The sequence below is a fragment of the Cytobacillus solani genome (assembly GCF_001420595.1).
GTDB lineage: Bacteria > Bacillota > Bacilli > Bacillales > Cytobacillaceae > Cytobacillus > Cytobacillus solani.
The window spans coordinates 4,623,002-4,648,265 of record NZ_LJIX01000006.1 but is presented as its reverse complement, the minus strand read 5'-3'; the positions used below and the strand labels follow the sequence as shown (position 1 = coordinate 4,648,265).

Below are 25,264 nucleotides of genomic sequence, written 5' to 3'. Positions count from 1 at the left end.
CTCGTGGATATTTGAGTGAAGTTCGGACAGGTTAGGTGGGATTCAAGAGCAAGGAGTCCGAACTTGGGATGAGATCGGACAGGTTAGGAGGATTCAAGAGCAAAGAAGTCCGAACTTGGGATGAGTTCGGACAGGTTAGGAGGATTCAAGGTTAAAGTTGTCTGAACTTGAGAGGAGTTCGGACAGGTTAGGAGGATTCAAGAGCAAAGAAGTCCGAACTTGGGATGAGTTCAGACAGGTTAGGAGGATTCAAGAGCAAGGAGTCCGAACTTGGGATGAGTTCGGACAGGTTAGGGGGATTCAAGAGCAAAGAAGTCCGAACTTGGGGTGACTTCGGACAGGTTAGGAGGATTCAAGAGCAAAGAAGTCCGAACTTGGAATGAGTTCAGACAGGTTAGGAGGATTCAAGAGCAAGGAGTCCGAACTTGGGATGAGTTCGGACAGGTTAGGGGGATTCAAGAGCAAAGAAGTCCGAACTTGGGATGAGTTCGGACAGGTTAGGAGGATTCAGGAGCAAAGTTGTCCGAACTTGGGATGAGTTCGGACAGGTTAAGAGGATTCAAGAGCAAAGAAGTCCGAACTTGGGATGAGTTCGGACAGGTTAGGAGGATTCAAGAGCAAAGGAGTCTGAACTTGAGAGGAGTTCGGACAGGTTAGGAGGATTCAAGAGCAAAGGAGTCCGAACTTGAGTCAACTTCGGACAAATTAAGAAAAAACAAAGTCAATTGTGTCCGAATTGGTGAGCCCCTTCGTAAAAAGTTTAATGTAACTCTCTTTTTCTAGTTCATTCTTCACGAATGGTGGCTAGTGTCGCTCATGGATATTGCATGTGTGATTGTGTGCGTGGAAAGTATGTCAATCAGGCATCTCAACTTTATTAATATTTTTTTATTTAAAGAGAAACTAATAGAATCAATGCTGTATAATAATAGAGAAATACCTTCCTCTAACACTCCAGCTATTCCTCACCAGTACGAAATCTCATAGGCAATCAGAAATATGGCACTTTTCCAGAATGTTCAAGATCGAGCGTATAATCTATTTCTTGCATCATCAGGTACGAAAAAAGGACAAAAACACCCCGGAGAAACGAGTGACCTTCCTTTATTTTGTTTTGCAATAATGTTGGAACTCGTTCATTCGAAAAAATACAAATAAGGAGATGCAATCATGGCTTCAACCGTACAAAGCTTTACCACGACAGGTATCCAAGGCCATCTCATAGAGGTCGAAACCGACACACTTATTGGCTTGCCGACCGTATCCATCGTCGGTCTCGCCGACAAAGCTGTAAAGGAAGCGAAGGAGCGATTGGAAGCCGCCATCAAAAATGCTGGCTATAAGTTCCCGCCGCAAAAAATCGTATTCAACCTAGCGCCATCAGATATGAAAAAGACCGGCACCCATTTTGACCTCCCCATGGCAATAGGCCTTTTACTCCAAACGAATCAAATCCGTCCAGTCTCGCTTTCCAAAACAGGACTAATCGGCGAGTTATCCCTCAATGGCTTTATTCGCCCTGTTTCAGGCATTCTTCCAATGGTCGTAAAAGCGAAAGAGTGTCAATTAAAAAGAATAATTCTCGCAAAGGAAAATGTACAGGAAGCCCAGATCATTAAAGGATTAGAAATTATCGGCTGTAATACACTGAAAGAAGCCATTCATTTCCTCAATGGAAAACAGCCCCCTCCCGCAATAGAAATAATTAATCCACCAAGCACAAATGAATATTCAGTTGATTTCAAAGATGTAAAAGGTCTCCATTCACTTGTTGATTACATTAGTATCGCTGCGGCAGGCGGTCATAACTTTCTCATGGTCGGGCCACCGGGGTGCGGCAAGTCCATGATTGCCAAGCGGATCCCAACCATCCTCCCCAACATGATAGAAAATGAATCACTCGAAGTCATGAAAATATACAGTGTAGCCAATTTGCTAAAAGATAAAAGCAGCCTCATCACGAAGCGCCCCTTTCGATCTCCGCACCATAACGCCTCAACAAACGCACTCATCGGCGGTGGAACGTATGCATTGCCTGGTGAGATTTCCCTTGCACATAGTGGAGTCTTGTTTTTAGATGAAATCGCCGAGTTTAGTAAAAAGGCATTGGATTCGCTAAGACAGCCGCTTGAAGATCATGCAGTCACCATCTCAAGAGTTTGGGGCTCGAACACATTTCCAGCCAATTTCATGCTTATTGGTGCCATGAACCCTTGCCCATGTGGGTATCACGGACAGGAGAAATGCCGCTGTACAGACTACGAAATCATAAAATATCGTCAAAAGCTTTCCGGCCCCATTATGGATCGAATGGATATTCAAAAATATGTGGGCACAGTTGACTTTTTTAATGAGGAGGACGAGGGGATAAGCTCAGCAGACATTCGAACCCGAGTGGAAAAAGCAAGATCTATTCAGCAGAAACGATACGAAGCGCTTCCTGATATTAACTGCAATGCACAGCTAACCCCAGCCCTCATCAATCAATTTTGCCCGCTTGACAGGGAATGTACAAAATTGCTGCAGCAAGTTTATCACCGTTTCCGATACAGCGGACGTTCCCTGCATAAATTTATTAAAATCGCCCGTACAATTGCAGATTTGGATGGAGAGGAGCAAATACACATTCAACATCTAAAGAAAAGCCTTTTAAGCCGGGATATTGAAAAAGAAACAACATTCATAGGAGGATGATGATGGACATTTATTGGATTTGGCTAAGCCGCTTAAAGCATGTAGGACCCGTCTTGCAAAAACAGATCATTATGCACTTCCCATCGCCCAAGGCTGTTTTTGAAGCAACTGAGGATGACCTTACAGTGGTGTCCAAAATGACAAAAACTGCAATGAAATCGATCCTCATAAACCGGGGTCTAAAAGATGCAGAGAATATCCTGAAAACAGCAGAAAAAAGCGGGGTGAGCCTGCTTCCTTTTACGAGTGAACACTACCCAAAATTTGCCCGCGAGAGCAAGCAATCGCCAATTATTCTCTATTACAAAGGAGAACTCCAGCCGCTCCACAACACGGTTGGAGTTGTTGGTGCGAGAAGATGCTCGCCCTATGGTAGGAAAATCGCCAAACAAATAGGAGAGGAACTAGCAGCGATAAACATTCCTGTTATCAGCGGCTTTGCTAAAGGAATTGACAGCTACGCACAAGTTGCCTGCTGCCGAAAAGGAGGATACACAATTGCCTTCCTTGGCTGCGGGCCAGATGTTTGCTACCCTCCAGAGCACAGGATGCTTTATCAGCAAATCCTTGAAAATGGCGGTGCCTTTCTCTCGCAGTATCCGCCTGGAACACGGCCATCCCCTAAATATTTCCTCGCAAGAAATGCTCTAATCAGCGCTTGGTCCACAGAGCTTGTCATTGTGGAGGCTAGTGAACGAAGCGGTGCTCTCTGGACAGCAGACTTTGCCATCAAGAACAATAAACCTATCTATACTGTTCCCAACCGGATTGACTCCCAAGAAGGGATAGGTACAAACCGTCTCCTTGCTCAAGGGATCCCGCCGTACCTTGGGATTCAAAGCCTGCAAGCACACAAAGAAAAACGAGAACACAGCAAACATCACCCAGCGACCGTAATCCCCGAATCCCCCATTCTCCAGCTCCTTTCAGACTCTCCCGCTACCATTCAGCAACTATCCAAGCAAATAAACCTCGACGTCACCGAAATCATGGACCAGCTGGTCGAATTAGAACTGGAAAAGAAAATTATCGTTAGGGGAAATGTGGTTTATCTGGTGTGAGGGTTCAATGTGACTAAAAATCTGCTAAATGCAATTGAAAGTTCATACGGTATGAAATGAGAAATTGTTATATAATGTAAATTGTTAATAGAGGAAACTAATTTTATCTGAAATCCACGTAAAGGCGGCGATTACATATGAGTCAGACTCCGAAATTAACATTACCAAAGGAACTGGAAGTCTATCGAAAGCAAATCGAAGGTACAATAAAACCTTTTGTTAAAATTTCTGCATCCAAAAGACGAACAACCCTTTTTCAGAGTAAGTTTGCAGGCGACCCCTATCTTCCAAAAACAACAGAACATCCAAAGGATGCGACTAATAAACCAATGAAATTGTTAGCACAGATAAATTTTGAGGAAATCCCTGTCCTAAAGGAAATGCCAACGCATGGGATCTTACAATTTTTTATCTCAGCTGAGGATGATGTGATGGGTTTAGACTTTGATCATATGACAAGCCAAAGAAATTTTAAACTATTATTTCATCAGCATATTGAGAGAGACGAATCATTATTAATTAGCGACTTCTCCTATATGTATGATCTTAATACAGATTATTTTCCAATTCAGCATGAATTAGCCCTTACGTTTAGTGTAGATTACGAACCAGTATCCATTGAACATTATAAAATAGATGAGTTACTTGAGACGGTAGATTTAAACCTTGAGGTAAGTGATGGGGAAGATGTAAAAGAACTTTGGGAAATTTATTCTGATACATTCCTAGGGGATGGCCACAAAATGGGGGGATATCCTTTCTTTACACAAGGGGACCCTAGAGATAGTCAAAAACGTTATGTCGACCACGAGATTCTTTTACTTCAAATAGATAGTGATGATGATCATGGGATCATGTGGGGAGACAGTGGCGTTGCAAACTTTTTCATTCGAAAAGAAGATTTGCTTAACTTGAATTTTTCAAACGTTATCTATAATTGGGATTGTTATTAAAAAAACATAACATCCCCTAACAGAGTGCATAGAATGATTTTATAAATCTGAAAGGGGTTGAAGGAAGATGTATGATGTCCCTTATATATACCCAAATCCATATCATGTTCACTTACCAATGGACATCCATGGAAGAAGTCTTGCTTACTGGAATGTTCCCAACGGGGTGAATCGTAATACGCAATGGCTTCCCGTTCAGTCACCAGTAGAAAGGAATCGTATTGAATTAAAGGATTATGGATCAGCACCATTTGTGGTGAATATCAACAAGGCTGCCAAGCAAAATCGTGCATATCGTACAGCTTTATGGACAGGAAGGCATTTGCAAGTTACGTTGATGAGTCTTAAAGCTGGTGAAGACATTGGATTGGAAATGCATCCAAACCTTGATCAATTTCTGCGGATTGAACAAGGGCAGGGGATTGTTCATATGGGGAATCAGAAAGATCATTTATATTATAGGAAAAAAGTCAATGATGATGATGCCATCATGATCCCTGCTGGAACATGGCATAATGTTACAAATACAGGGAATGTCCCGCTGAAACTATACTCGATTTATGCACCTCCCCAACATCCATGGGGTACAGTTCATATGACAAAAGCAAATGCAATGGCAGCGGAGCATGGGCATTAAATCTCTTCGGTGCAGCGATGGAAAGTGATCCTTTGCATCGCTGCACGTTGAATATAGCTTTTTTATATTGAAGAAGTAGTTTTGTAAAGTGTACAGGCATCATACCAATAATGGGGGGATCATAATGGCAAGATTTATTGATGATTTGGCTGGAGCAATCTATGATGTTTTTAAGTTTTTAATTACTAGTCTTTGCTATCTACTCGCTGGAATGCTCATTGTCGGAATCCCACTCTATCTAATTGCATTTGTATTTAAAATGATTGGTTAAGCGGGAAGAGGAAGGAATCAATACAATATTTGAAAAGAGGAACTCGCATGGAGAAGATAGCAAAGAAATATCTAAAAATATATCATAATCCAGCAGAGACCAATGATGTTTATACATATGTAGACTGGGAAGATTATATAAACCACCAATTTGAAATATACACAAAGATTGATAAAAGAAGAAAAGATGCGGATATAACTATATATTTAGCTTTAATAAAAAATCCATATTTATTGGGATTGTCTGAGGCTTTTCAGAGTAATGATTATGAGTTATTGAATCATACCATTTACCATTACAGCAAACATAGATTACTAGATATGAAAGCTGGCGGTTATGATCATTGTCTATATTTCTGGAATGTGATGGATAGCATGGCCTGCAATTATAAAGAGGCAGTCGAGAAATGTTTTCCTGAGGAATTGGGGCTATGCAAGAATGGATACCCTTTTTATGTCGTTGCCAGTAATTTGCTCATGTCATTATGGTATAAAAATCAGCAATGGATGGAATTTGCTTATCCTGCAGGAGAAAAATTTTTGAGTCAAAAGAAGGGTTTATGGGAAAAAGCAATCGTTTCCTATCTAATGGCCCTATCGAATAAGGATATGGAGAAAGCAACGGAAGCATTGAGTGATGTATGTAAACATTCCACAAGGATTGACCGTCCAAAAATATATAAATGCTTTTGCACAGAAGCGCATGGGCTGTACCAGATAGCCAGGTATCTATTATCAGAAGAAGATTTCAATCGAATCGAAATGCCGGCTAATGATAATTTTTGCAAGGGATTAATCTCGTGGCAGAGAAAACATAATTACCCGGAAAAGGGGAACATGATCGTGCATTATCCGGAAGAACTTGATGTGATGAACCATATTTTAGACCTGCCATTGCCAAGATGCGTTTTAAAGGGAAGTGGTGGGAGGCAAACAATAGACACAGAACAAATGAAAAAGAACTTGATTGCGGAGTTTGCGGGCGTTGATTCATGAAGAATGAACGCTGTTTTTCGTTGTAATTACTGATCTTCATGACACAGGTTAGATCAAGAAGGTATTTACAAAAATCAGCTGCAGAGGGAGAGGGTGAAAAATGGAGGATATTCAATTTCTTATTTCAAAATGGAAACAAATACTGCAAAAATTAGAGAAGAATAACGGCAAAGTCCGCCAAATTCAAATTGGTAAAAAGGCAACGATGCAGGAGATAGAGGCGAAAGAAAAGGAGTTAGGGTGTCAATTACCTCCTTCATATAAATACATAGTACATAATATCGGAAAATCACTTTCCTTTTATTACTCATTTTCTGAGGATACAATGATTCCCTGCGAATTTAGGGAAATATTTTCAGGTGAGATCAATTGGAATATCGACTTCCTTCAAAATTTAAATATAGCTGACGATCTACTTGAGGATGGAGAAGATGATGGGAGTACCCTTAGGGGGAAATTAGAGTTTTCTCACTCTGGAAATGGAGATATTTACGCATTTGATATGTCTGTTGACAGTGCGGAAAAACCAGTTATTTATTGGGACCATGAAGAAGACACGATTACTTATATTGCCGATTCATTTATCGATTATTTACTTAGGATTACTGAACTTGGGTGTATCGGCAGTGAAAAGTGGCAGTTTGAATATTTTCTAAGCGATTCTGGATTGGACACTGCAAGTCCAGCAGCCGTTTGAGACATTTTCAGAGACAACCTTAGAAGATGTGAAAAATAATATGGAACAGCTAGCAGCATTTGTTGTTTATCGAGAGAAATTAGAAACAATCACCTTACTCCAGAGATTTGATAGAAATGAGTTGTTTCAGTTCCTTCTAAAAGAATTGTATAAAGAAGTGGCATTTAAAGATCAGAAGCTAATATGTGGGATGATCGGACGAGTTTTAGGATTATACGCCGAAACATGGGTTAGCAGCATATGGGAAGATAAACCAGATCATATAGATACAAGATTACGTTCGTACCTAACAGCAATGTGTACAAGTAAGGATAAAGGATTACTGCTAGTATTTAATTTTCTTGAATCATCTAATAAAAAGATAACGGGGTATGAAGCACTTTCCCATCTTGGTGATTTTCATTCGAGGGATGTGATTTCCTGGATGGAGAACGATGTGAAATTTCCTGTGACAGAAGGCTGGGACGAATTATTTCTAAGATCAAACTTTTCATGGGACGATTTAAAAAGGTGGACCTCCTTAGAGGAGAAGCATGAAGTAACTGTCATTCACGCATTAGAAAAATATGTCCATGAGAAGTCCGCAAATAATGAATTTTCTTATGTTATATCAGGTCTCCCATCAAAATCGGAACTTATTGATTTTCTAGTTGAACTACGTAAGAGACAAGTGTTAAAAAAAAGGATCCTTCCTATTGAAAATGTTATACAAAACATAGATATTTTTTATTGAGATTTGAATTTGAGGGTATTCATTTATTCGAAAAATAACTTGAACAGATAGGAGGTTCCCCATGCAGCCACTCATCATCGAAAAAGCTCCACCAAGCATAATAGTCAAATTGAGCACAAGTCCAAGCAGGATTCCCCAAGAGATAAGCAACAACCATGATCGCTTTTGGAATGAACAAATAAGCAAAAATCCTGCACTTAGAAATGGAGAAGCCTTCACTATTACAGATATTAGACAAACACCCGAGAAACTAGAAATCACCGTTGTGAAAACCGACTACAAACACTATTTATACACAATGCACCATCCCACGTGTGACTATCCGTGTAAAGTCATCTATTCCTGCGCATCGGTCATTACGAAAGACAACCATTTGGCCTTCGGCAGAATGAATCAAACGACCTCCACCCCTGGGCGACTGCAATTCACAGGTGGCGGACTGGATGAATCGGATTTAAGAGATTCCAAATTTAATATGGAAGATAACATTAGCAGAGAATTAAAAGAGGAGATGGGGCTGGACATTCACTCGCCAGTTGTTCGTTCGTTTAGACCTAAATTCTTAAAGCATAAAGGCTCGCACGACTTTTGGGCAGTTATCTATGAATTATCGGTAGATTTTACAGCGAATGAACTGCATGATTATTTCTTAAATCATAACCAACATATAATAGAAAATGGTCAGCAGCCTGAGTTTGATAAGTTCCTGTTCGTTCCATTAGAAAAAGAAGCTGTTGAAGCATTTCTCCAAAACGAGAAAGCCCCTATGGTCGACTATTTAGCTGAGACACTCTTAAAATATACAGAAAAATAGGCACTCATGTTCAAGGGATTACTAAGTGACATTCCACAGAAAAGAGAGCCGATCCTGATCGACTCTCTGAATCTATTATTAACTGGGATTCGGTTTTTATCCCGTTTATTTAATTGTAACCACCGTTTTCAATGGGATATGCTGGAATAGCCATTGGACATCAGCGTTTTTCAGTCGAATGCAGCCTAAACTGACGTAGCCTCCAATGGAGGATGGATCGTTCGTTCCATGGATCCCATATTTTGTTCCCTTTGTTCCTGGTACGTCAAGACCAAGCCAATGACTGCCAAACGGATTCTTTGGATCGCCCCCAGGGATATCCTTTGGGCTATACCATGGTTTTTCAATTTTGTTAACAATTCTATACGTTCCTTCAGGTGTGAGCGATGAGTTTTTCCCTGTCCCAACTGAAAAAGTCTTTATCGCTTTCTTGTCTTGATAAACCACAAGCTTATTTGTCTTTTTCGTAATAACGATGCTGTACACGCCTGTTGCTTTCTCTTTATCTTTATTTTCTGATAATTTTCGTAATACAAAAGGACCTGGGATCTGCACCGTCTCCCCATATTTCAATTGATCGGGATTTTTGATTCCGTTAAAATTGGCTAATGACACACGATAGGAAGCGCTTCCATAATATTTTCTCGAAATGCTTGCAAGTGTTTCGCCTTTACTCACCTTATGATCAAACATAAACTCAGGATTCGGTATATTAAGCTTCATCCCTGAACGAATCTCTTTTGCAGGATCAGTAATCCCGTTATAAGAAGAAATCTTATTCTGAAACTGACTGCTTGAAAAATAGAGCATAGTAATACTAAAAAGAGTCTCATTCTTCTTCACTTCATGTTCGATCACACGAATGTCTTCTTTCTTCTTCCCTTCACGTTGGATCACACGAATGTCTTCTTTCTTTTTCCCTTCACGTTGGATCACATGTATGTCTTCTTTCTTCTTCACTTCATTTTGACATGTACATTTCTTCTCAGCTTTTGTCTGTATTGCATCCACCTTTATTTCAGTTTTTAATTCTTGTCCTAATTCTGATAATTTTTGGGGTGGCGTTTTCTGTGACGAAGCTAAAACTTCCTCTTGATTTGCAAGCTTCTCTTTTGGTTTTACTACTTGAATAAGCTGATCAGCCATTGTGCTTGATTGAATAGCTGGTACTGCTGCGAAAAGACCTATCAATAATAAAAGCATGAAAAAAATAAAAGTAAAGCGTCTTTTTCTTTGTCTGCTAGCCCTAATTCGCTTAGACCGAGAGAGCTGCCCTTTCTGAACATCCATCTTACTCGACATGTTTCTTCCCCTCACACTAAAATTCTACAAAATCTCCCAAATTATAGCTTGTTATGAAAGAAAATAAAGCAAAAATAATAAAAATAGGACCATGAAAATAACAAATCACTCCTATTTAACCAAAATATGGACAAAATATAGCGGAATATTAGCTAAAATGAACCTCTCTTACCTACAACCTTTTACCCATCAGGACAAATGGACAGGTACCCTAGGGTTATAAATATTCCAAATATAGTAAACTGGTTAACTTCTAAATAATATTCAGAAGGAACTGCTCACAACCAAGCAGGTAAATACCGGTCTGCTGGTTATTCCTTCGTACATATAGGTTTGTTCAGTTCATCAGACCGGCAATTCATTTTTATTATTTACTGGAACAAGGTTCCTGTCCCCTTGTCTCTCCGCCATCCCTGTCCTATTGCCAAAAAATCTATGAATATAACAAAAAGTAGTCTAAAATATAGCTAACGGTGCCTGTCACCGCGTGATTCGACTAACTTTGGGAGGTGCCTGTTTGTATGTTGAAAAAGTATTTTAGCTTTTTACTAGTTTTCTTGCTTTTATCGAATGTGACGGCTGTTTCTGCGGCTGAACCAATTGATGAGATACGTGCATTAATAAAGGATTATTACATAGAGGATGTCTCGGATTCTGTGCTGGCGAAACCGACTGCCAAGGAAATTACTAAGCATTTGGATCCTTATTCTGCCTATATGACAGCAGAGGAGTTTGCTGATTTTTCCAATGGAATTGAGCAGCAGCTTGTCGGCGTAGGAATTGTGTTAGAAGAGGATGTCAAAGGCATAAAGGTGCTGTCTGTTATCCAAGGCGGACCTGCAGATCGTGCGGGTATGCAAGCAGGAGATATTATAGTAAGTGCAAACGGCATTAGCCTTGCCGGCAAATCTGTCCAAAACGCGATTTCAATTATTAGCGGAAAAGAAAACACAACGGTGACGTTAAACTATATTTCAGTTGAAACGAATAGCCTTGTGACTAAGACGATAACAAGGGAATTAATCAAGCTGCCAAATGTCGAGTATAAAATGCTCGGGGGCGACATTGGCTATGTTCGCTTAAACAGCTTCGCCCAAGAATCAACGAAGGAAATCGTTAAAGCGATTGAAAAATTAAGCGGGGCAAAGGGCTGGATTTTCGACCTTCGCAACAATGGCGGAGGCTATGTTTCGGCTGCCCAGGAAATTGCCGGTCTCTTTCCAAATGTAAAAAACGGGTTCCAGCTGCGCTATAAAACAGAAAAACCAGAAATTTACGCAGCCATTCCACAAAAAGTAAAGTTTACAGAACCAACGCATATCCTAATCAATGAGTATAGCGCAAGTGCATCAGAAATGGTTTCCGTCTCTGTCAAAGAGCAAAAAGGAGCAACCATATACGGGCAAACATCCTTTGGAAAAGGATCGATGCAAACATTATTCCCGTTAAGTGACAACAGTCTGTTAAAATTAACAACCGCACGCTTCTATTCACCGAACGGCACGCCTGTTCATGAGGTAGGCGTGACACCAAATGTTGAAACGGCGGTAGGGGAAGAATTAACAATCTCCCATAGAGATCAACTAATCGCAAAACACAAAGGATACCACAAGCTTCCAATGCTCAAGGACGTCCCGGTTACGAAAACATTTACAGTTGAAATGAATATGAAAATGAACTGGTCTGCACTCAAGCCTGAGGATGTCCAGCTGATCCAGCTAGGTGGGAGCGAGGTCCCAGTTGATGTGAAAGTCGCCAACGATTATAAAATGACGATCACACCAAAAGCAAAGCTGCAATCAAAAGGACATTATATGCTTCTCATCCATCCAAAATGGACAAGCAAAAATGCCAAGCAGATGCAAAAGGGCATTTACCTTGAGGTGACAGTGAAGTAGGAGGAAAGGAGCACGAATTTGTGCTCTTTTTTCTTGCTAGTTACGCGCATTAATAGCATTTCAAGTGATCCCTGCAAATCTCCAAGAGTTCTTTATTAAGAAATTTATCCTATCAAACTATTTCAAATTCTATAATTATAATGTATAATCGGGAATATAAATGAATTATATCTCTTTATCGAACTTATTTTTTTACATAAATCGTTCTATATAAAGAACAAAAGGGGAGGTTTGGAATAATAGTGGAACCAAGATTCATGAGACAAAAAGGCAAGCTCAAGAAGCAAAAAAGAAGACTGTTTCGGATATTTACATCGAGTGTCGCGATTTCCTCTCTTTTATTAGGCACGGCAAGGATGACAGGCCCTACATATGGAGCGTTTACCTCTATACAGGATCAGGAAATTGGGGTTCAGGCTTGTTTCATTTTCCCAAAGGAGATTGAAAAGCGACGAGATCTTACATATGAGTGGAAGGAAGAAGCGATCGTACTGATGCAGGAGATATTAGCAAAAGCAGGCGAAATCGATGTCGCGGGCATGACGGAAAAAATCGACGGGATGATCAAAGCGGAAGAGGAAGATGGCACCGAAGCACCGCCAGCAGTTTCATTCGACACTACAACGATCGAAGGACTGCAAGCGCAGCAGGAAAGCCTGCGAGCAGAAATTGCGGCTATTCAACTGACAATTGCTGAAAATGAACAAAAGGTTTCGGACTTAGGGGCATTGATTAGTGAAATACAAGAGATGCAAACAAAGCTGCAAGAGGTTCTTGCTAATGACTTCCCGAAAGGAGAACAGAAGGCGCAGGAGAACCTTAAGAAAATGGAAGAAACCCTTGAATTTATTCGAGGGATCGTACAACTTGCCATTGAACAATGTAATTATGATCCAGAGTTCTTTGAGCTAATCCTCACACAAATCGAAGGCTTCAAAGAGGAGCTGATCCTATTTATGGAGGAATTTGCAGAAGGCAAAATTTTAACAGAAGAACAAGTCAAACAGCTAGACATGAAAATGGAAGAAGTAAATAAAGCCATGGAAGCCCTTCGTCAGCAAAATACAGACTTGTTAGCTAAAATCACCGAAATCGAAAGCACCATTGCCGCCATTGACCAGCAAATCATTGCCTTCCAAGAAATCCAAAAGAAAAAGGATGCCCTTAGAGAAGGTGCAGCACGAATCATTCAAAAGCTTAATGATTCAAAGAACTTAACACCTGAACAAGTTCAATACTTAATGGATAAATTAGCCGAAATCAATGCCGCCCTTGATAACAAGGATCTAACGGCAGATATTAGCGGGTTAGATCAAGCGATCGCTGACATAGAGAAAGAAATGACCCAGCTTGAGGAAATCCAAGTGCAAAAGAAAGACTTAAAGGAAGGAACAAGCCTATTAATTCAAAAGATCACTGAATCAACCACTCTATCAGAGGAGCAAAAACAAGCCCTTCTTGAAAAATTAACAGGACTTAATTCAGCCATTGATAGTGGAGATCTAACTGCTGGAACCGGTGAATTCGAGAAAGCCCTTGCTGAAATTGAAAAGGAAATGAAGCAAAAAGAAGAAGAGGCAAAGCTCGAACAGGAAAAGCTTGAAAAAGAAAAACTGGAGAAAGAACAGCAGGAACAGCAAGAGGAAGAAGTCGATGGAGAACAGCCGCAAAATCCAAATTCAAAAGAAGACCTTGATGCACTCAAGAAGCAAATTACGGAATCAGCGACACTAACGGATGAACAAAAACAGGAGCTGCTCGATAAATTGGCCGAACTTGATGCAGCAATCGGGGAAAACCCATCCGACAGCACAAGCGACCTCGAAAAAGCCCTTTCCGAAATCGAAAAAGAAATGAAACAAAAAGAAGAGGAAGCGAAGGCGGAACAAGAGGAGAAGGAAAAGACCGAAGAGGAACAGAAAGAAGGGGAAACTGATGAAGGCAAAGAGAATCCTTCTAAAGAAGAAAATCCAAATGACCCAGACAAACCTGATCAAGAAAAGCCAGCACAAGAAGATGAAAAGAAACCAGGAGAAGATAAGCCTGTAAAAGATAACGAAAAAGAACAAACACCAAGCCCGCAGCCTGCTCCTAAACAAGGACAGCCAGTGAAAGAACGCAGCGACAATAATGACTTAATAAACAAGCTGTTAAATAGCGGAGCAGTCCAGCCACAGATCAATAAACCAGAAGCGCCAAATAAAAACTTATCGATTGAGAATACAAGGCTAGATATGAGAACGGAAGAATCCACGGTCGAACCAGAGTAAGAAGGAAAAGGTGACAATATAATTAAAATGACAAAGAGCTCCGGATGCATAGGCAACCGGAGCTCTTTGTCAGGATAAAGCTTGTTAATAATCATATAATAAGCATAAAAAAGGCCAGCACTCATAACATTGAGTACTAGCAAAATGATGCTGCAGCTTTTGCTGCCCAGTTAGGTAAGCACTAGCCATTGGAAAAATCCGTTGCCAGTGTCCATCTAATAGACGTTGTTAGTATCAAAAAAGTTTCATTCAATTTTAAGAATTTTAAATGGTGCATCCTTTGAGACATCTTTTTCAGAGGAATCCTCTGTTTGTTCTTCAGCATTTGCAGCTTTCTCGCTATTTTCTGTCGCTTCGGTACCTGTTTCAGCTTCTGCTTTTCCTGAAGAATCACCCTTTTCGATGCTTGCCTCTTTACGGGAATCCTCTCCAAGATCAGAAAAAAGCATCGGCCAAATAATTAGGTTTGCGATGATCAGTGAAAAGATCATGGTATTACGGAGGGCTTTCTTCATCATTACGGAATGACAACCTCCTTCGTTTCGAGCACCTTGCCAGACATGCTGTACCCTTTAACGGTAATCTTTTCTCCAGATTTTAGCCCAGGCTTATAAAGCACAAATAAATTGTTGCCTTTATATTCAAACTCATCGCTGCCAGCCTTCACCTTTGTCACATAATCGCTCACCTGTACACTGATTTCATCAAAATGTGAATGCTTCTTCGTCTGAACCTTTACTAGATTCTTTTCAGGTGTTTTCGAGCTAGTGCTGTACTTAGAATTAGAGCTAGGTTTCGAGTTCGATCCGGAACTGGACGTTTTCCCTGATGAGGAAGTAGGCTGCTTAGCATTGGTAACCGTCTTTTCGTTGGAGCTCTTGCTCTCCTTTGAAGCAGTCCCAATTTTAAAAGGCAAAACCGTATGCTCATTCAGAAATTGATTGCTGCCGGATTTTACATTCCCTTTAACATATAAGTAATAAGTAACTTCTTTTTTATAAGGAGACTCAGGTGTAATTGTTACTTTTCTTTCATCCTTTGATAGGCTAAGCTTTGCTTTTACCTGTCGTTTCTTATCATCTTTAATAAGGAAGTTTTGCTTTTTAAAGGTTCCTTTATTAATCGGCTGTGAGAAGGTAATCGTCCAGCTTTTCATCGGATCCTGAATGGCTCGTTCGTTGAGCGTAACCTCTTTAATTGAAGCTTGCCCCTGCAGTATTCCAGGAAAGACAATAAGACTGCAAACCATCATGAAGAGGATAGTAATCTTCTTCATTTATCTATCCTCAACCTGAACTTTAATATCTTGCATCAAGCTTTCAGACAGCAAATCAGAAAACAAGCTTTCTTTTGACAGCAGCTCATGGAACGTATAGCCATTTCCAGCCGTCTTATATTTATAGGATTCTTTAAAAGAAGTAATTGCTTTGCCATCCTCGGCAGCAAACTTAATAATCTTCGAATCTATTGTTTGCTGGGCATTGTTTAAAACAGTCACTCTTACATCGTAAAAGTCAGGAATATTTGAGAACCCAATGTCAAATGTAAATTGGTTCTTCGATGCCTTCGTACCAGTTACTTTGCTCGCATATCCCTTTTGAAGGATATTATCATTTTTCATTATATCGACATGAACACTCGCGACGTCTTCACTTTTTGTATTAATATCAATATTCGTAATGCCGTTAAAGGATGCTTGATCCCCTTTTAAGGAACCTGTTTTTTTATGAATCACAGAAATCTCATTAATATAGCGTTTTGGAGCAAAAGCTTTAATTTGTCTAGGCGCATATGTATCAAGCATATTCATTAATCGGCCTTCATTAACAACCATTAATTCATAGAAATCGATATAGTTGGTTTGGAACGTATAAGACAGATGCTGATTGTATGTACCATTCTGTAGATCAACAGCAGGTCCGTTGAACTGAACCATGTATTCTTTGTTGAATCCGAGTGATTTCTCAGGAAGAATATGTAATGCTTCTCCATCTTTCTTAACGGTTTTTATCGGGAAATCATAATACGTTCCGTTGCTCTTCTCAAATAGTTTAATATACTGTGAGGAAATCCCGCGTATATCACTGTTGAAATAAATGCGTATATCCGTATCAATCGGAACATTCTGTTCGTTAGCTGCAGGACTTGTATGATCAATCCTTGGAGCAGCAGCTGCTGAGACCGATTGATTCAAAGCAGGCATTAATATGGAAAGGAGCAGTATGAAAGCAACGCCTATCCCCTTCAGTTTCTTCATAATACAAACCACCTTCATTGATAATAATTCTTTAGTCTTACTATACAACGAAATTCGACATTTCTCTATCCCTAAATAGGAAAAAGCCGCCAAATTTGGCGGCTTTTCCTGAACGCTGGAGCGAAGGTTAGTACGTTTGTACTATACAAGTTAAAGAAAGCATCCATTAGGGAGAAAACCTTCTTAATGATAGTGTACCAAATAATACCGAAAAGTACATGAAAAATTTTCTAATATAGACAAATTTTTATTGAACAGGCATAATCCTGAATTGACTGAATAGAATGATAAAGTGTGCATTCCTCTAGAAAACAGTAAATATATTACAGAATTAATAAAAATATGATAAAAAATGTAGAAATTTAGCAAGGTTTATATTATCATATGAAATATAAACCAAAGTTGGGAAGTCTGTCTTCGTTTACCTATAAAAATATATATTGGTAACTATTGCATTAAAGTTAATAGTTTGATATACTTTTTTACTAGTTAGGTAAGTGATGGATATAGAGGAAAACACAACCATTGGTTTATTCATTGCTAACAAATAAAAAAAGCACTACATAGTACGAAGGGAGAATACAAGTTTATGAAAAAGAAAGCTATTAAAATCGCAGCTTCAACAGCTGTGGCAGCTTCAGCATTCGTAGCTGCAGCACCAGTTAATAAAGCTGATGCAGCTGTAAATGTTGATCAATTAGTTAAATCTGCAGAGGCTTCTGCAAAAGTTCTACAATGGTCTATCTCAACAGAGGGTACTGCTAATTTTGTTGATCGTCCATACGCTCAATATAATGCAGCTAAGAAAACAAATGCTGCTGCTAAAGCTGCAATTGCAAAATTATCTGCTTCTGAAAAGGTTGTTTATGAAGCACGCCTTTTAGATTCTGACATTCAAATCAAGCGCGCTCAAGCTTACATTGATGCTCTTACTTCTGGTGAGAAAATCCGTGACAAGCAAGCTGCTCTAGACAAAGCTATCAAAGCTGCAGATCTTAAATCAGTTCAATCAAGCTACCACGTATTAACTGCTGAGATCCGTAAACAAGCTGAATTATTATACCGTGTTTATGGTCAATCTACTCGTGATGGCATCTTAAAAACTTTCAAAGCGCCTGCTGAAAGCTTATACAGAAGTGTTATCAATGAAGTAACAGTGCTTGATCACACTGCTTTAGTTGATAAATATACTAAAGCAAAAGATTTTGACAAGGCTGTAGATCATGTTGAAAAAGCTGAATATGCGTTGAAAGACGTTAAACAATTCAAAGCTGAATTGACTAAGAACTTAAATGATGTTGTAGATGCATTACCTTTAACAGTAAAATCTATAAATCGCATTAACTCTACTACTGTAGAAGTTAAATTTACAAAAGCTCTAGATGTCGCACCTGTTACTCACTTCACTTTTGATAAAGGATTAGAAGTTTCTTCTACAAAATTAAGTGATGATAAGAAAACAGTTACATTAACTGTAAATGGAGAAAAAGCTGGAGAGACTTATACTTTGTCTTACAAAGGTGAAGCTACGAAGTCATTTACAGCTCCAAAAACATCTACAAATGACCCAATTACTTCTGCTGATAAAGCTGAAAGAATTGAAGAAAATCAATACCGTACTTATACTTTCGATTTAAAAGATAGTGATGGACGAAAGTATAATGGCTATGCAGATGTAGAATTGACAACACCTGATATTGTTGAAATTGTATCTGTTAATGGAGATACAAAAACTACAGGTGTAAAAGTTAAAGATGGAGTACTATCTGTTGTTGTTAAGGGTGCAAAACATGGTGAAACTGCAGTAAAAGTTACAAATCTTGACACTGGTAAGACATTAACTAGTGGCAAAACTATTGTAGTGTTTGATCAAAACAATACTCTTGATAAAGATTCAGTATTATATGTACATCCTGATAAAGATTACTTCACTGCAAAAGTAGGCGGAGTAAACGACGAATTTAAGTTCTCTTTCACTAAAAATGACACTTTCCAAGTAGAAGGAAAAATTGTATCATATGAGGACTTCAAGAAAGCATTAACAGCACATTCAAAGATCAGTGTTGTGTATACAAAAGGTGAAAGAAACTTCTTTAACCTTGTTGAAAAAGTTGATGTAAAAGTAATCACTGTTACAAACCCATCTAAGAAAGATGTACGTGTAAATCCGAAAACAAATCAAAAATATTTCGATTTACGTGGTACTGGAGAAGCAGGCAAATATGTGAAGATTAACGTTGATGCTAATGGCGTTTCTCAATATGAAGTTAAAGTTGATTCATCTGGCAGATGGGAAGAACGCGTTTATTTAACAGAAAATGCAAAGAATACATTTACAATTGGTCAATATGAAGGAAAAAATAGCTCTGATGTAGTTGTAGGCGGCACAAAGGAAATTAACATCATTGAAGGTGCATTTGGTGTAACAGATGTTGCTGGTACATTTGCTACTGGAGAAGAGCTTACATTAACATTCACTACAATTGATAATTATAAAGATGAAGCTAAATTCTCTAGCAACTCTGTATTAACATTTATCGACGAAAATGGTGAAAAGTTAGAATACCAAATTGGTAAAGATAAAACAGAAGTTACATCTGGAGATGGAACAAACGTTGTTAAAGTTAAATTAGGTACTCCAATTAAAGCTAATAGCAACTTCAGCAAAGATGCAAACAGAGTAGTAAAATTATCTAATATCTCTGGTGTAACAAACCAAGATGGATTAAACTTAACAGTAGATTTTATTCCAGTTAAGTAATCCAATAGAAAAGTGTCTATTAACTCAAAAAATGTTGATAGATAATTAGAAAAGCTTTGCAGAGAGAGGTCTCTGTAGGGCTTTTCTTTTGTGTATTTTCAGAAAGAGTTTTGTATTTAGGTTTATAAATTTGGTTCTATAATATTTGTTGGGGTATTACACAATTTAAGAAATAAAAAATGTAAGTATTCATCCAATCTTTTATACATGAATTGTCGAGAAACAAGTATAGATTGGAGATACGTGCAAAATGAATTCTAACTGTTGACAAATGACCTTTAACGGTAGGGATCTCCTACCATTGTTATGACTGTAGAATGATGCAATATACAATTTGAAATTAAATTTGCTAGTTTAGTTCCTGAAAAATTTCATCACACACTATAAATTAACATTTGCTGTTAAAATGGTAATTCCCTTCTTATTTCTCTAGGGTGTTTTCTAGCTGATCTCACTATTTAAATCATGACACTTAATAAAAATAGGTGTTTGACCATTTCTTTGCTTACCACATTACCTATTGCAGTGCCGAGTGATTTACTAACATTTTTTGGTCCTAAAAACACAATATTCTTATTTTGCTTAATAAAACGAAAAGAGAGGAAATCTTGAATCTACTGCTGGTTTATTAAGCTTGAAAGGTAAATCGAAAAATTTTATTTCTTTTATATGCTGAAAGGCTACGACCTTTATTATTGATTACGTTATACTAAAAAGAGTAAACAATTCTCCTTTTTTAATTAGGAATCCTATCTATTCACCAAAAAAGGATTTGCCCAAATTGGCAAATCCTTTTTCATTTATTGAGTAATTTCCTTCACAATCCCAGCCTTTATCGGATTTCCTGCCAAGTCACTAATTCGAGCATCAGTTGATGTTTGAATTTTTATGCTTCCTGTTGTGAATAATAATTTATCAGGATATGAAACAACAAGTATCTCTCGTCCATTAGCTCCACTTTTTATTTCATATTGGTCCGAATTTATTTTTGTTGCATTTACACTAATATCAAAGCTTGTGTACCCATTATCATTAAACATAATATTCTCAGAAAATGTTAGTTTAATATTATTATTGGCATCAAGAGTGGCTGCCGTTAAAATGGGCTGAGTATTATCAGTTAGTGGAATACTTGCTGTAAAAGGATTCATCACATTATCTGAAAGATCCTTTACACCTGTTGCGGTAAGTTTATAATTTTTAGTTGCTGTAATCGTTCCTTCAGGCAGCGTAATTGTAACAAGCCTTTTGTCACTGCTCAATGTAAATGTTGAATTCGAAGGTAAATGGTTTCCATCATAAGAATAGTTTCTATAATATGTTGCGGATTCTTCTTTTACTGCTTCACTGAAATAGGCTAGGAATTGTCCGTTTATGGATGATTTATCAAATTGGACCGTTGGCTTTATTGAATCAAATTTTTTGGTAATGGAAGTAATGAATGCACGATTGTTATTTTGTGAAATCGTATTATCCTTTACGGCACCATCTTCAACAGTTATACGATAGTCTCCGTCAGGTAAACTTTTTACATCAAGTATCAGCTTGTTATTCACATTTGATTTAACTGTCGCTTTGACAATATTACTTCCTGAATCATATATTTTTATATTGTTTGCTACTGGCGATCCAGATTTTAAGGTCTTATTAAAAGAGATTTGGAATTCATTTGTCTTAGCATCATAGGTTGCACTAACAAACTGTGGCGGATTCAAATCCTTCGTAAGACTGACAGAACGGTCAATCGTTGAACCGGTATTATTATCAAGATCCTTATATGCTTTTACTTGTACATTTAACCAAACGGAATTTTCGTTCGTTCCATACACACTTGCAGGAAGCTCGATGTCAAACTTTGTTTTTTGCCCGTTAGAGACATCTTTTACAGTCGTTGGTCTTATCGTTGTGTTGCCCTTTGTAATGACAAGGTTAGATGCGGTGAACGCTTCTAATGTTTCTGTAAATTCTACTGTAAGTGTTTTCTCGTCCTTCACCTGTAAAGTTCTGACTCCTGGCGCAACCGAATCGGCTGTTGGATTATACATAAAGTTGCTGCGATACGTATCCATTGTATTAGGCGTATAGACAACTACATCCTTTGCACCTGAAACAACGATAGAATAGGATCTTCCTTTTCGAAGGCCAATACGATCAAGCTCTGCTTTAGGTACAGTGACTGTATCTGTGTCACTATAAACAGAGTTTGCTGTAACAGATTTTCCATCAACAGTGATGCTTAGGGATGACCCCGAATTAATGATTTCCGAGAACTTAATTTCCACATTGCCATTTGTTTGAGTGGTTATTGTTGAAACGGTTGGCTTTTGCTTATCTGAAAAAGTGAAAGATGAAGTGTAATCAGCTGTGCTTAATGTCTCATAGTTCGCTGACTGAATATTCTTCTTTACAGTTACAGTATAGGACGTACTTGTATAAAGCGGATCATATAGTTCAATGACTGCCGTCTTTTTGTCATTTGTAAGTATTACATTTTTAATCGTTCTGCCTGAAACAGAGTAATTCGATGTATTTTCAGCCCCATTTGTTCCGGAGCCAGATAGCATGGCTTTGTTAAATTCGACTCTAATACGTTTAGGTTCTGCTGCACTAACGTTTTCTACTTTAGGAACGTAAGATGTTTCTAAAGCGTTTAAGCGATCCGTTAAGTATTTCTTAATAACTGTATTGTTGATATATTTTAAATAGCTTTTTGCCTCTTGAATATGTTTGTTGGCTTTAACGGAGTTCTTATCTGCTAATGCTTTTTGTGCAAAATCGAGTTCCATTTTTACGGTTACAGGATATTTGGAAGCGTCCCGAACCTTTTCAGCTGATTGCTTATAATGCGAGCGTATGAGATCACGTGTCGTTTGCCCATATACACGATCAAGCAGAATTGCCTGTTTGCGGATCTCATTGGAAAGCTCATGGTATGCCTTCTCTGTCTGATCATTAATGATATCAAGATCCTGCTGATAAGCTAAAGTTTGTTGTTTTTCCTTAATTTTCTCGCCCGCAGTGATCGCATCGATATAGTACATCGTGCGAGTGATATGCAATTTTACATTTTGATCTAGGTCTGCTAAATATCTGTTCTTCTGGGCAGCTGGTAAAGTATTTACCGCTTTTAAAGCTTTGTCATACGCAGACTTGGCAGCATTATAAGCAGCCCATGGACGAGTCTTGCCATCGGCAGTTCCCTCAATGGATATGGCCCATTTTAATACAGTCCCCGCATCTTTTGCAGTCTTTACTAGCTTTTCTGCTTCGCTGACAGAAGCGGCTTCAATGGATGGTGCTGTAACGAAGGCAGAAGCAGCGATCGCGGAAGCACTTAAAATTTTCAACGTTCTTTTTTTACTCATACAATTATCCCCTAACATGAAATTTGTAGTAATACATCCAACATATTCCTATTGTAAGAGATTATATGAATGCTGTCATCTTCTGAGTATAGTAGTTTTGCAGGAAATTCATTTTTTTAACCTCGTAAGCTATAAAGCCAGAATCTTTACATTACTTATACTCTTTTAGGGGAGGAAAATCATACCTATTCGCGCAATTTTTGTTATAATGGAAAAGAAGGGAGAAGATTGGATGAAGAGAAAGATATTAACGTTAGTCACTATTTTCCCGCTTTTCTTATCGCTTGGACAGCCGAGTGTTTTTGCGGAGGAGATTGATGCTGGAACGCCAGTAGAGCAAGAAGATATTGAAATCATTGAAGATCAAGAGACACCAGAAACAGAAATTAATGAAGATGAAGTAGAAGTAGTCGAAGAGGTCAATAAGAATATAAGCTTAGTTGGCCCACAAGTATTTCAAACATCTGCTTTAACTGCAGCTGCAGGTTTTGATGAACTTGGAAATTCATACATGTATTTTGTTATGCATGGTACGCCATCAGCATTGGCTGTTGTCGATTTGAATACGAATGAATTGAAGCATACATATACACTATCTAATTCGACAAGTGCCTGGGGATTAGACGTGGATGAGGATGGAACCGTTTGGGTTGGCGGAACAACGGATGGCAATGTATACAGCTATAACCCAAATACGGATGAATTTCATGATCATGGGAATATGCTGACATTGCCTAAGGATACAGCGATTCAAGATATTGATGCTGTAGACGGAATCGTATTTGGTTCAACAGCATATGGCGGTTCTGTATTTAAATACGATTCTTCCACTGGAGAATTAGAGAATTTTGGACAGGCTTTATATAAGAAGGAATTTGCTAAGTCCATCGCCTATGATCAAGAGGCAGACGTTTTATACGTAGGTGTTGGTTCAAAAGCTGATTTAGTAAAAATTGACTTAAAAACAAAGAAGAAAACAGCGTTTCTTCCAAACGAATATAAAGATGATAAATATGTTCGAGATATCAAATTCATTGGAGATAAGATTTTTGCCCGAATGGATCCGTCCAATCGTTTAGTAGCGTTTGATAAAGAAACGTTAGAAGTGACAGATGAAATCGAATTAAACTCGAGAACCGTATCATTGATTTCTCCAACTGAAGAGGCTATTTATTATTCGAAAGAAAATAGTCTTTACAAGTATGACCTAAATACGAAAGAGCATATAAACCTGAATATTTCTTTGCTCAAAGGAACAGAATTGCTTAATCTGGATTTTGCCGAATTAAATGACCCGAACTATCCTGGAACGACATTAGTAGGTCTAATTGATAATGCGGGGAATGTTTTTAAGTATAATTTAGAAACAGGCTATAACGAGATTACAAAGATGGAACTGCCAGCGCAGCCAGTTACTTTATACACAATGATTCAAGATGAAAAACGGGAAAATATCTTTATCAATGGATATATGTCTGGCGGCTTAGCCATCTATAATCCTAAGACGAATCAATCTACACTTCATAAAGATATTAGCCAAATTGAATCGATGACAATTATGGGAGATAAGCTATATATTGGAGCTTACCCAAGAGCTAGAGTGCTTGAGCTTGATTTAACGAAGCCATGGGGTCCGATGAATCCAAGAGAGATTATGCGACTTGGGGAGTTTGGACAAGAAAGATCTACTGCCATTACTGCTGTACCAAAACTGGGTAAAGTATTCGTAGGAACTTATCCAGAAACAAGCATCGGCGGGGGAGCATTGGCGATCTATGATTTGAAAGAGAACAAGCAAGAAGTCTATGAAAATTACATCTATAATCAGAGCCTTGTGTCATTCCTACATCATGATGGATATATTTATGGCGGAACTTCGATTCATGCGAACTACCAAGTAAATGAACGTGGTGCAAGATTCTTCCGTTTCAAACCTGATTGGCCGGAAGAAAAGGAATACATTCACCTGCCGATAGAAGCCAGCATGATTACTAGCATCATCGCAGATAAGAACGGCACAATCTGGGCAATGGCTGATGGGACACTGGTTTCCTACAATCCAGAAACAAAGGAAATTAAAACAAAGCAGATCTTAGAATTAATTTCTGGCCGCTTCCGTAACGCGAAGATTATTGAAGGCATCGACGGAAATATCTATGGAACAGTAGAAGGAAGATTATTTAAAGCTGATCCGAAGACTTTAGATATTGAAATCCTCGTAAAAGAAGGGGCAAACGAAATTGCTCAGGATGCTGAAGGAAATCTGTATTACAGAAATCAAGCAGATTTGTGGAAGTATACATTCCCAACTGAAGAAGTAGAAAAGAAATAGACCTTAAAAATCAACCTAGCATATAGGTTGATTTTTTTTGTTATAAATAATAGAAGAAACTAGTAATCTACTTGAATACTTTTCCTTTGTATCCAATTTTACTAGTTTGAAGGAAAATTTTTGTCATTTAACTAATTTTAGAGATGATTTATGATTATAAACGTGGGGGCGACAAGGACATACAAATGCCTACATACTTATGAATTATCAATCTTATAAACATT

At 38.4% G+C, this 25,264-nt stretch carries 18 protein-coding genes; 13 read left to right on the top strand and 5 right to left on the bottom strand.

Annotation, left to right across the window (positions count from 1 at the left end; all coding sequences use genetic code 11):
* Positions 1-1,170: 1,170 nt before the first annotated feature.
* From AN957_RS24855 to AN957_RS24820, 9 genes are all read left to right on the top strand, one after another.
* Positions 1,171-2,694, top strand: a complete 1,524-nt coding sequence (locus AN957_RS24855) for a YifB family Mg chelatase-like AAA ATPase (RefSeq protein ID WP_056686760.1) — start codon at positions 1,171-1,173, stop codon at positions 2,692-2,694.
* Positions 2,695-2,696: 2 nt separating this feature from the next.
* A complete protein-coding gene (dprA, locus tag AN957_RS24850) occupies positions 2,697-3,755 on the top strand; it encodes a DNA-processing protein DprA (RefSeq protein WP_056686755.1) in 1,059 nt (352 codons plus the stop codon).
* Between the two features lie 137 nt (positions 3,756-3,892).
* Positions 3,893-4,708 carry a YwqG family protein gene (locus tag AN957_RS24845; RefSeq protein WP_053478590.1) on the top strand — a complete coding sequence of 272 codons (816 nt, stop codon included), beginning with the start codon at positions 3,893-3,895 and terminating at the stop codon, positions 4,706-4,708.
* A gap of 67 nt (positions 4,709-4,775) precedes the next feature.
* A complete protein-coding gene (locus tag AN957_RS24840) occupies positions 4,776-5,345 on the top strand; it encodes a cupin domain-containing protein (RefSeq protein WP_053478591.1) in 570 nt (189 codons plus the stop codon).
* A 124-nt stretch (positions 5,346-5,469) separates the two neighbouring features.
* A complete protein-coding gene (locus AN957_RS28210) occupies positions 5,470-5,616 on the top strand; it encodes a hypothetical protein (protein WP_172797676.1) in 147 nt (48 codons plus the stop codon).
* A gap of 47 nt (positions 5,617-5,663) precedes the next feature.
* Positions 5,664-6,611, top strand: coding sequence for a hypothetical protein (locus tag AN957_RS24835; RefSeq protein WP_053478592.1), 948 nt, complete (start codon positions 5,664-5,666; stop codon positions 6,609-6,611).
* Between the two features lie 100 nt (positions 6,612-6,711).
* Positions 6,712-7,308 carry an SMI1/KNR4 family protein gene (locus tag AN957_RS24830; protein WP_056686752.1) on the top strand — a complete coding sequence of 199 codons (597 nt, stop codon included), beginning with the start codon at positions 6,712-6,714 and terminating at the stop codon, positions 7,306-7,308.
* A 40-nt stretch (positions 7,309-7,348) separates the two neighbouring features.
* Positions 7,349-8,041 carry a hypothetical protein gene (locus AN957_RS24825; RefSeq protein WP_056686749.1) on the top strand — a complete coding sequence of 231 codons (693 nt, stop codon included), beginning with the start codon at positions 7,349-7,351 and terminating at the stop codon, positions 8,039-8,041.
* A 61-nt stretch (positions 8,042-8,102) separates the two neighbouring features.
* Positions 8,103-8,855 (top strand): NUDIX hydrolase, encoded by a 753-nt coding sequence (locus tag AN957_RS24820; RefSeq protein ID WP_056686746.1) that lies wholly within the window; start codon positions 8,103-8,105, stop codon positions 8,853-8,855.
* A 105-nt stretch (positions 8,856-8,960) separates the two neighbouring features.
* Here the strand turns inward: AN957_RS24820 and AN957_RS24815 are convergent, their stop codons facing one another.
* The gene (locus tag AN957_RS24815) at positions 8,961-10,157 is read right to left on the bottom strand and encodes a L,D-transpeptidase family protein (RefSeq protein WP_056686743.1); all 1,197 of its coding nucleotides are present in this window, start codon (positions 10,155-10,157) and stop codon (positions 8,961-8,963) included.
* 521 nt (positions 10,158-10,678) lie between these two features.
* Here AN957_RS24815 and AN957_RS24810 point away from each other — a divergent pair.
* Positions 10,679-12,055, top strand: a complete 1,377-nt coding sequence (locus AN957_RS24810; RefSeq protein ID WP_056686740.1) for a S41 family peptidase — start codon at positions 10,679-10,681, stop codon at positions 12,053-12,055.
* 242 nt (positions 12,056-12,297) lie between these two features.
* A complete protein-coding gene (locus tag AN957_RS24805; RefSeq protein WP_056686737.1) occupies positions 12,298-14,325 on the top strand; it encodes a coiled-coil domain-containing protein in 2,028 nt (675 codons plus the stop codon).
* A gap of 245 nt (positions 14,326-14,570) precedes the next feature.
* On the opposite strand, the gene AN957_RS24800 is transcribed toward AN957_RS24805, so the two are convergent.
* The 3 genes from AN957_RS24800 to AN957_RS24790 are packed head-to-tail and all read right to left on the bottom strand — an operon-like array spanning position 14,571 to position 16,582.
* Complete coding sequence (locus AN957_RS24800; protein WP_056686734.1) at positions 14,571-14,843, bottom strand: hypothetical protein; 273 nt, start codon at positions 14,841-14,843, stop codon at positions 14,571-14,573.
* Positions 14,843-15,601: an Ig-like domain-containing domain gene (locus AN957_RS24795; protein WP_056686731.1), complete on the bottom strand. Its 759-nt coding sequence runs from the start codon at positions 15,599-15,601 to the stop codon at positions 14,843-14,845. Before AN957_RS24795 ends, AN957_RS24800 begins: the two co-directional genes overlap by 1 nt.
* Positions 15,602-16,582, bottom strand: a complete 981-nt coding sequence (locus AN957_RS24790) for an Ig-like domain-containing domain (RefSeq protein ID WP_056686728.1) — start codon at positions 16,580-16,582, stop codon at positions 15,602-15,604.
* Positions 16,583-17,171: 589 nt separating this feature from the next.
* Here AN957_RS24790 and AN957_RS24785 point away from each other — a divergent pair.
* Positions 17,172-19,343: a hypothetical protein gene (locus tag AN957_RS24785; protein WP_056686723.1), complete on the top strand. Its 2,172-nt coding sequence runs from the start codon at positions 17,172-17,174 to the stop codon at positions 19,341-19,343.
* A gap of 800 nt (positions 19,344-20,143) precedes the next feature.
* On the opposite strand, the gene AN957_RS24780 is transcribed toward AN957_RS24785, so the two are convergent.
* On the bottom strand, positions 20,144-22,708 hold the full coding sequence (locus tag AN957_RS24780) for an Ig-like domain-containing protein (protein ID WP_056686720.1): 2,565 nt from the start codon (positions 22,706-22,708) through the stop codon (positions 20,144-20,146).
* Positions 22,709-22,940: 232 nt separating this feature from the next.
* Here AN957_RS24780 and AN957_RS24775 point away from each other — a divergent pair, with 232 nt between their 5' ends.
* The gene (locus tag AN957_RS24775) at positions 22,941-25,040 is read left to right on the top strand and encodes a ligand-binding sensor domain-containing protein (RefSeq protein ID WP_156341165.1); all 2,100 of its coding nucleotides are present in this window, start codon (positions 22,941-22,943) and stop codon (positions 25,038-25,040) included.
* The last annotated feature ends 224 nt before the right edge of the window (positions 25,041-25,264 follow it).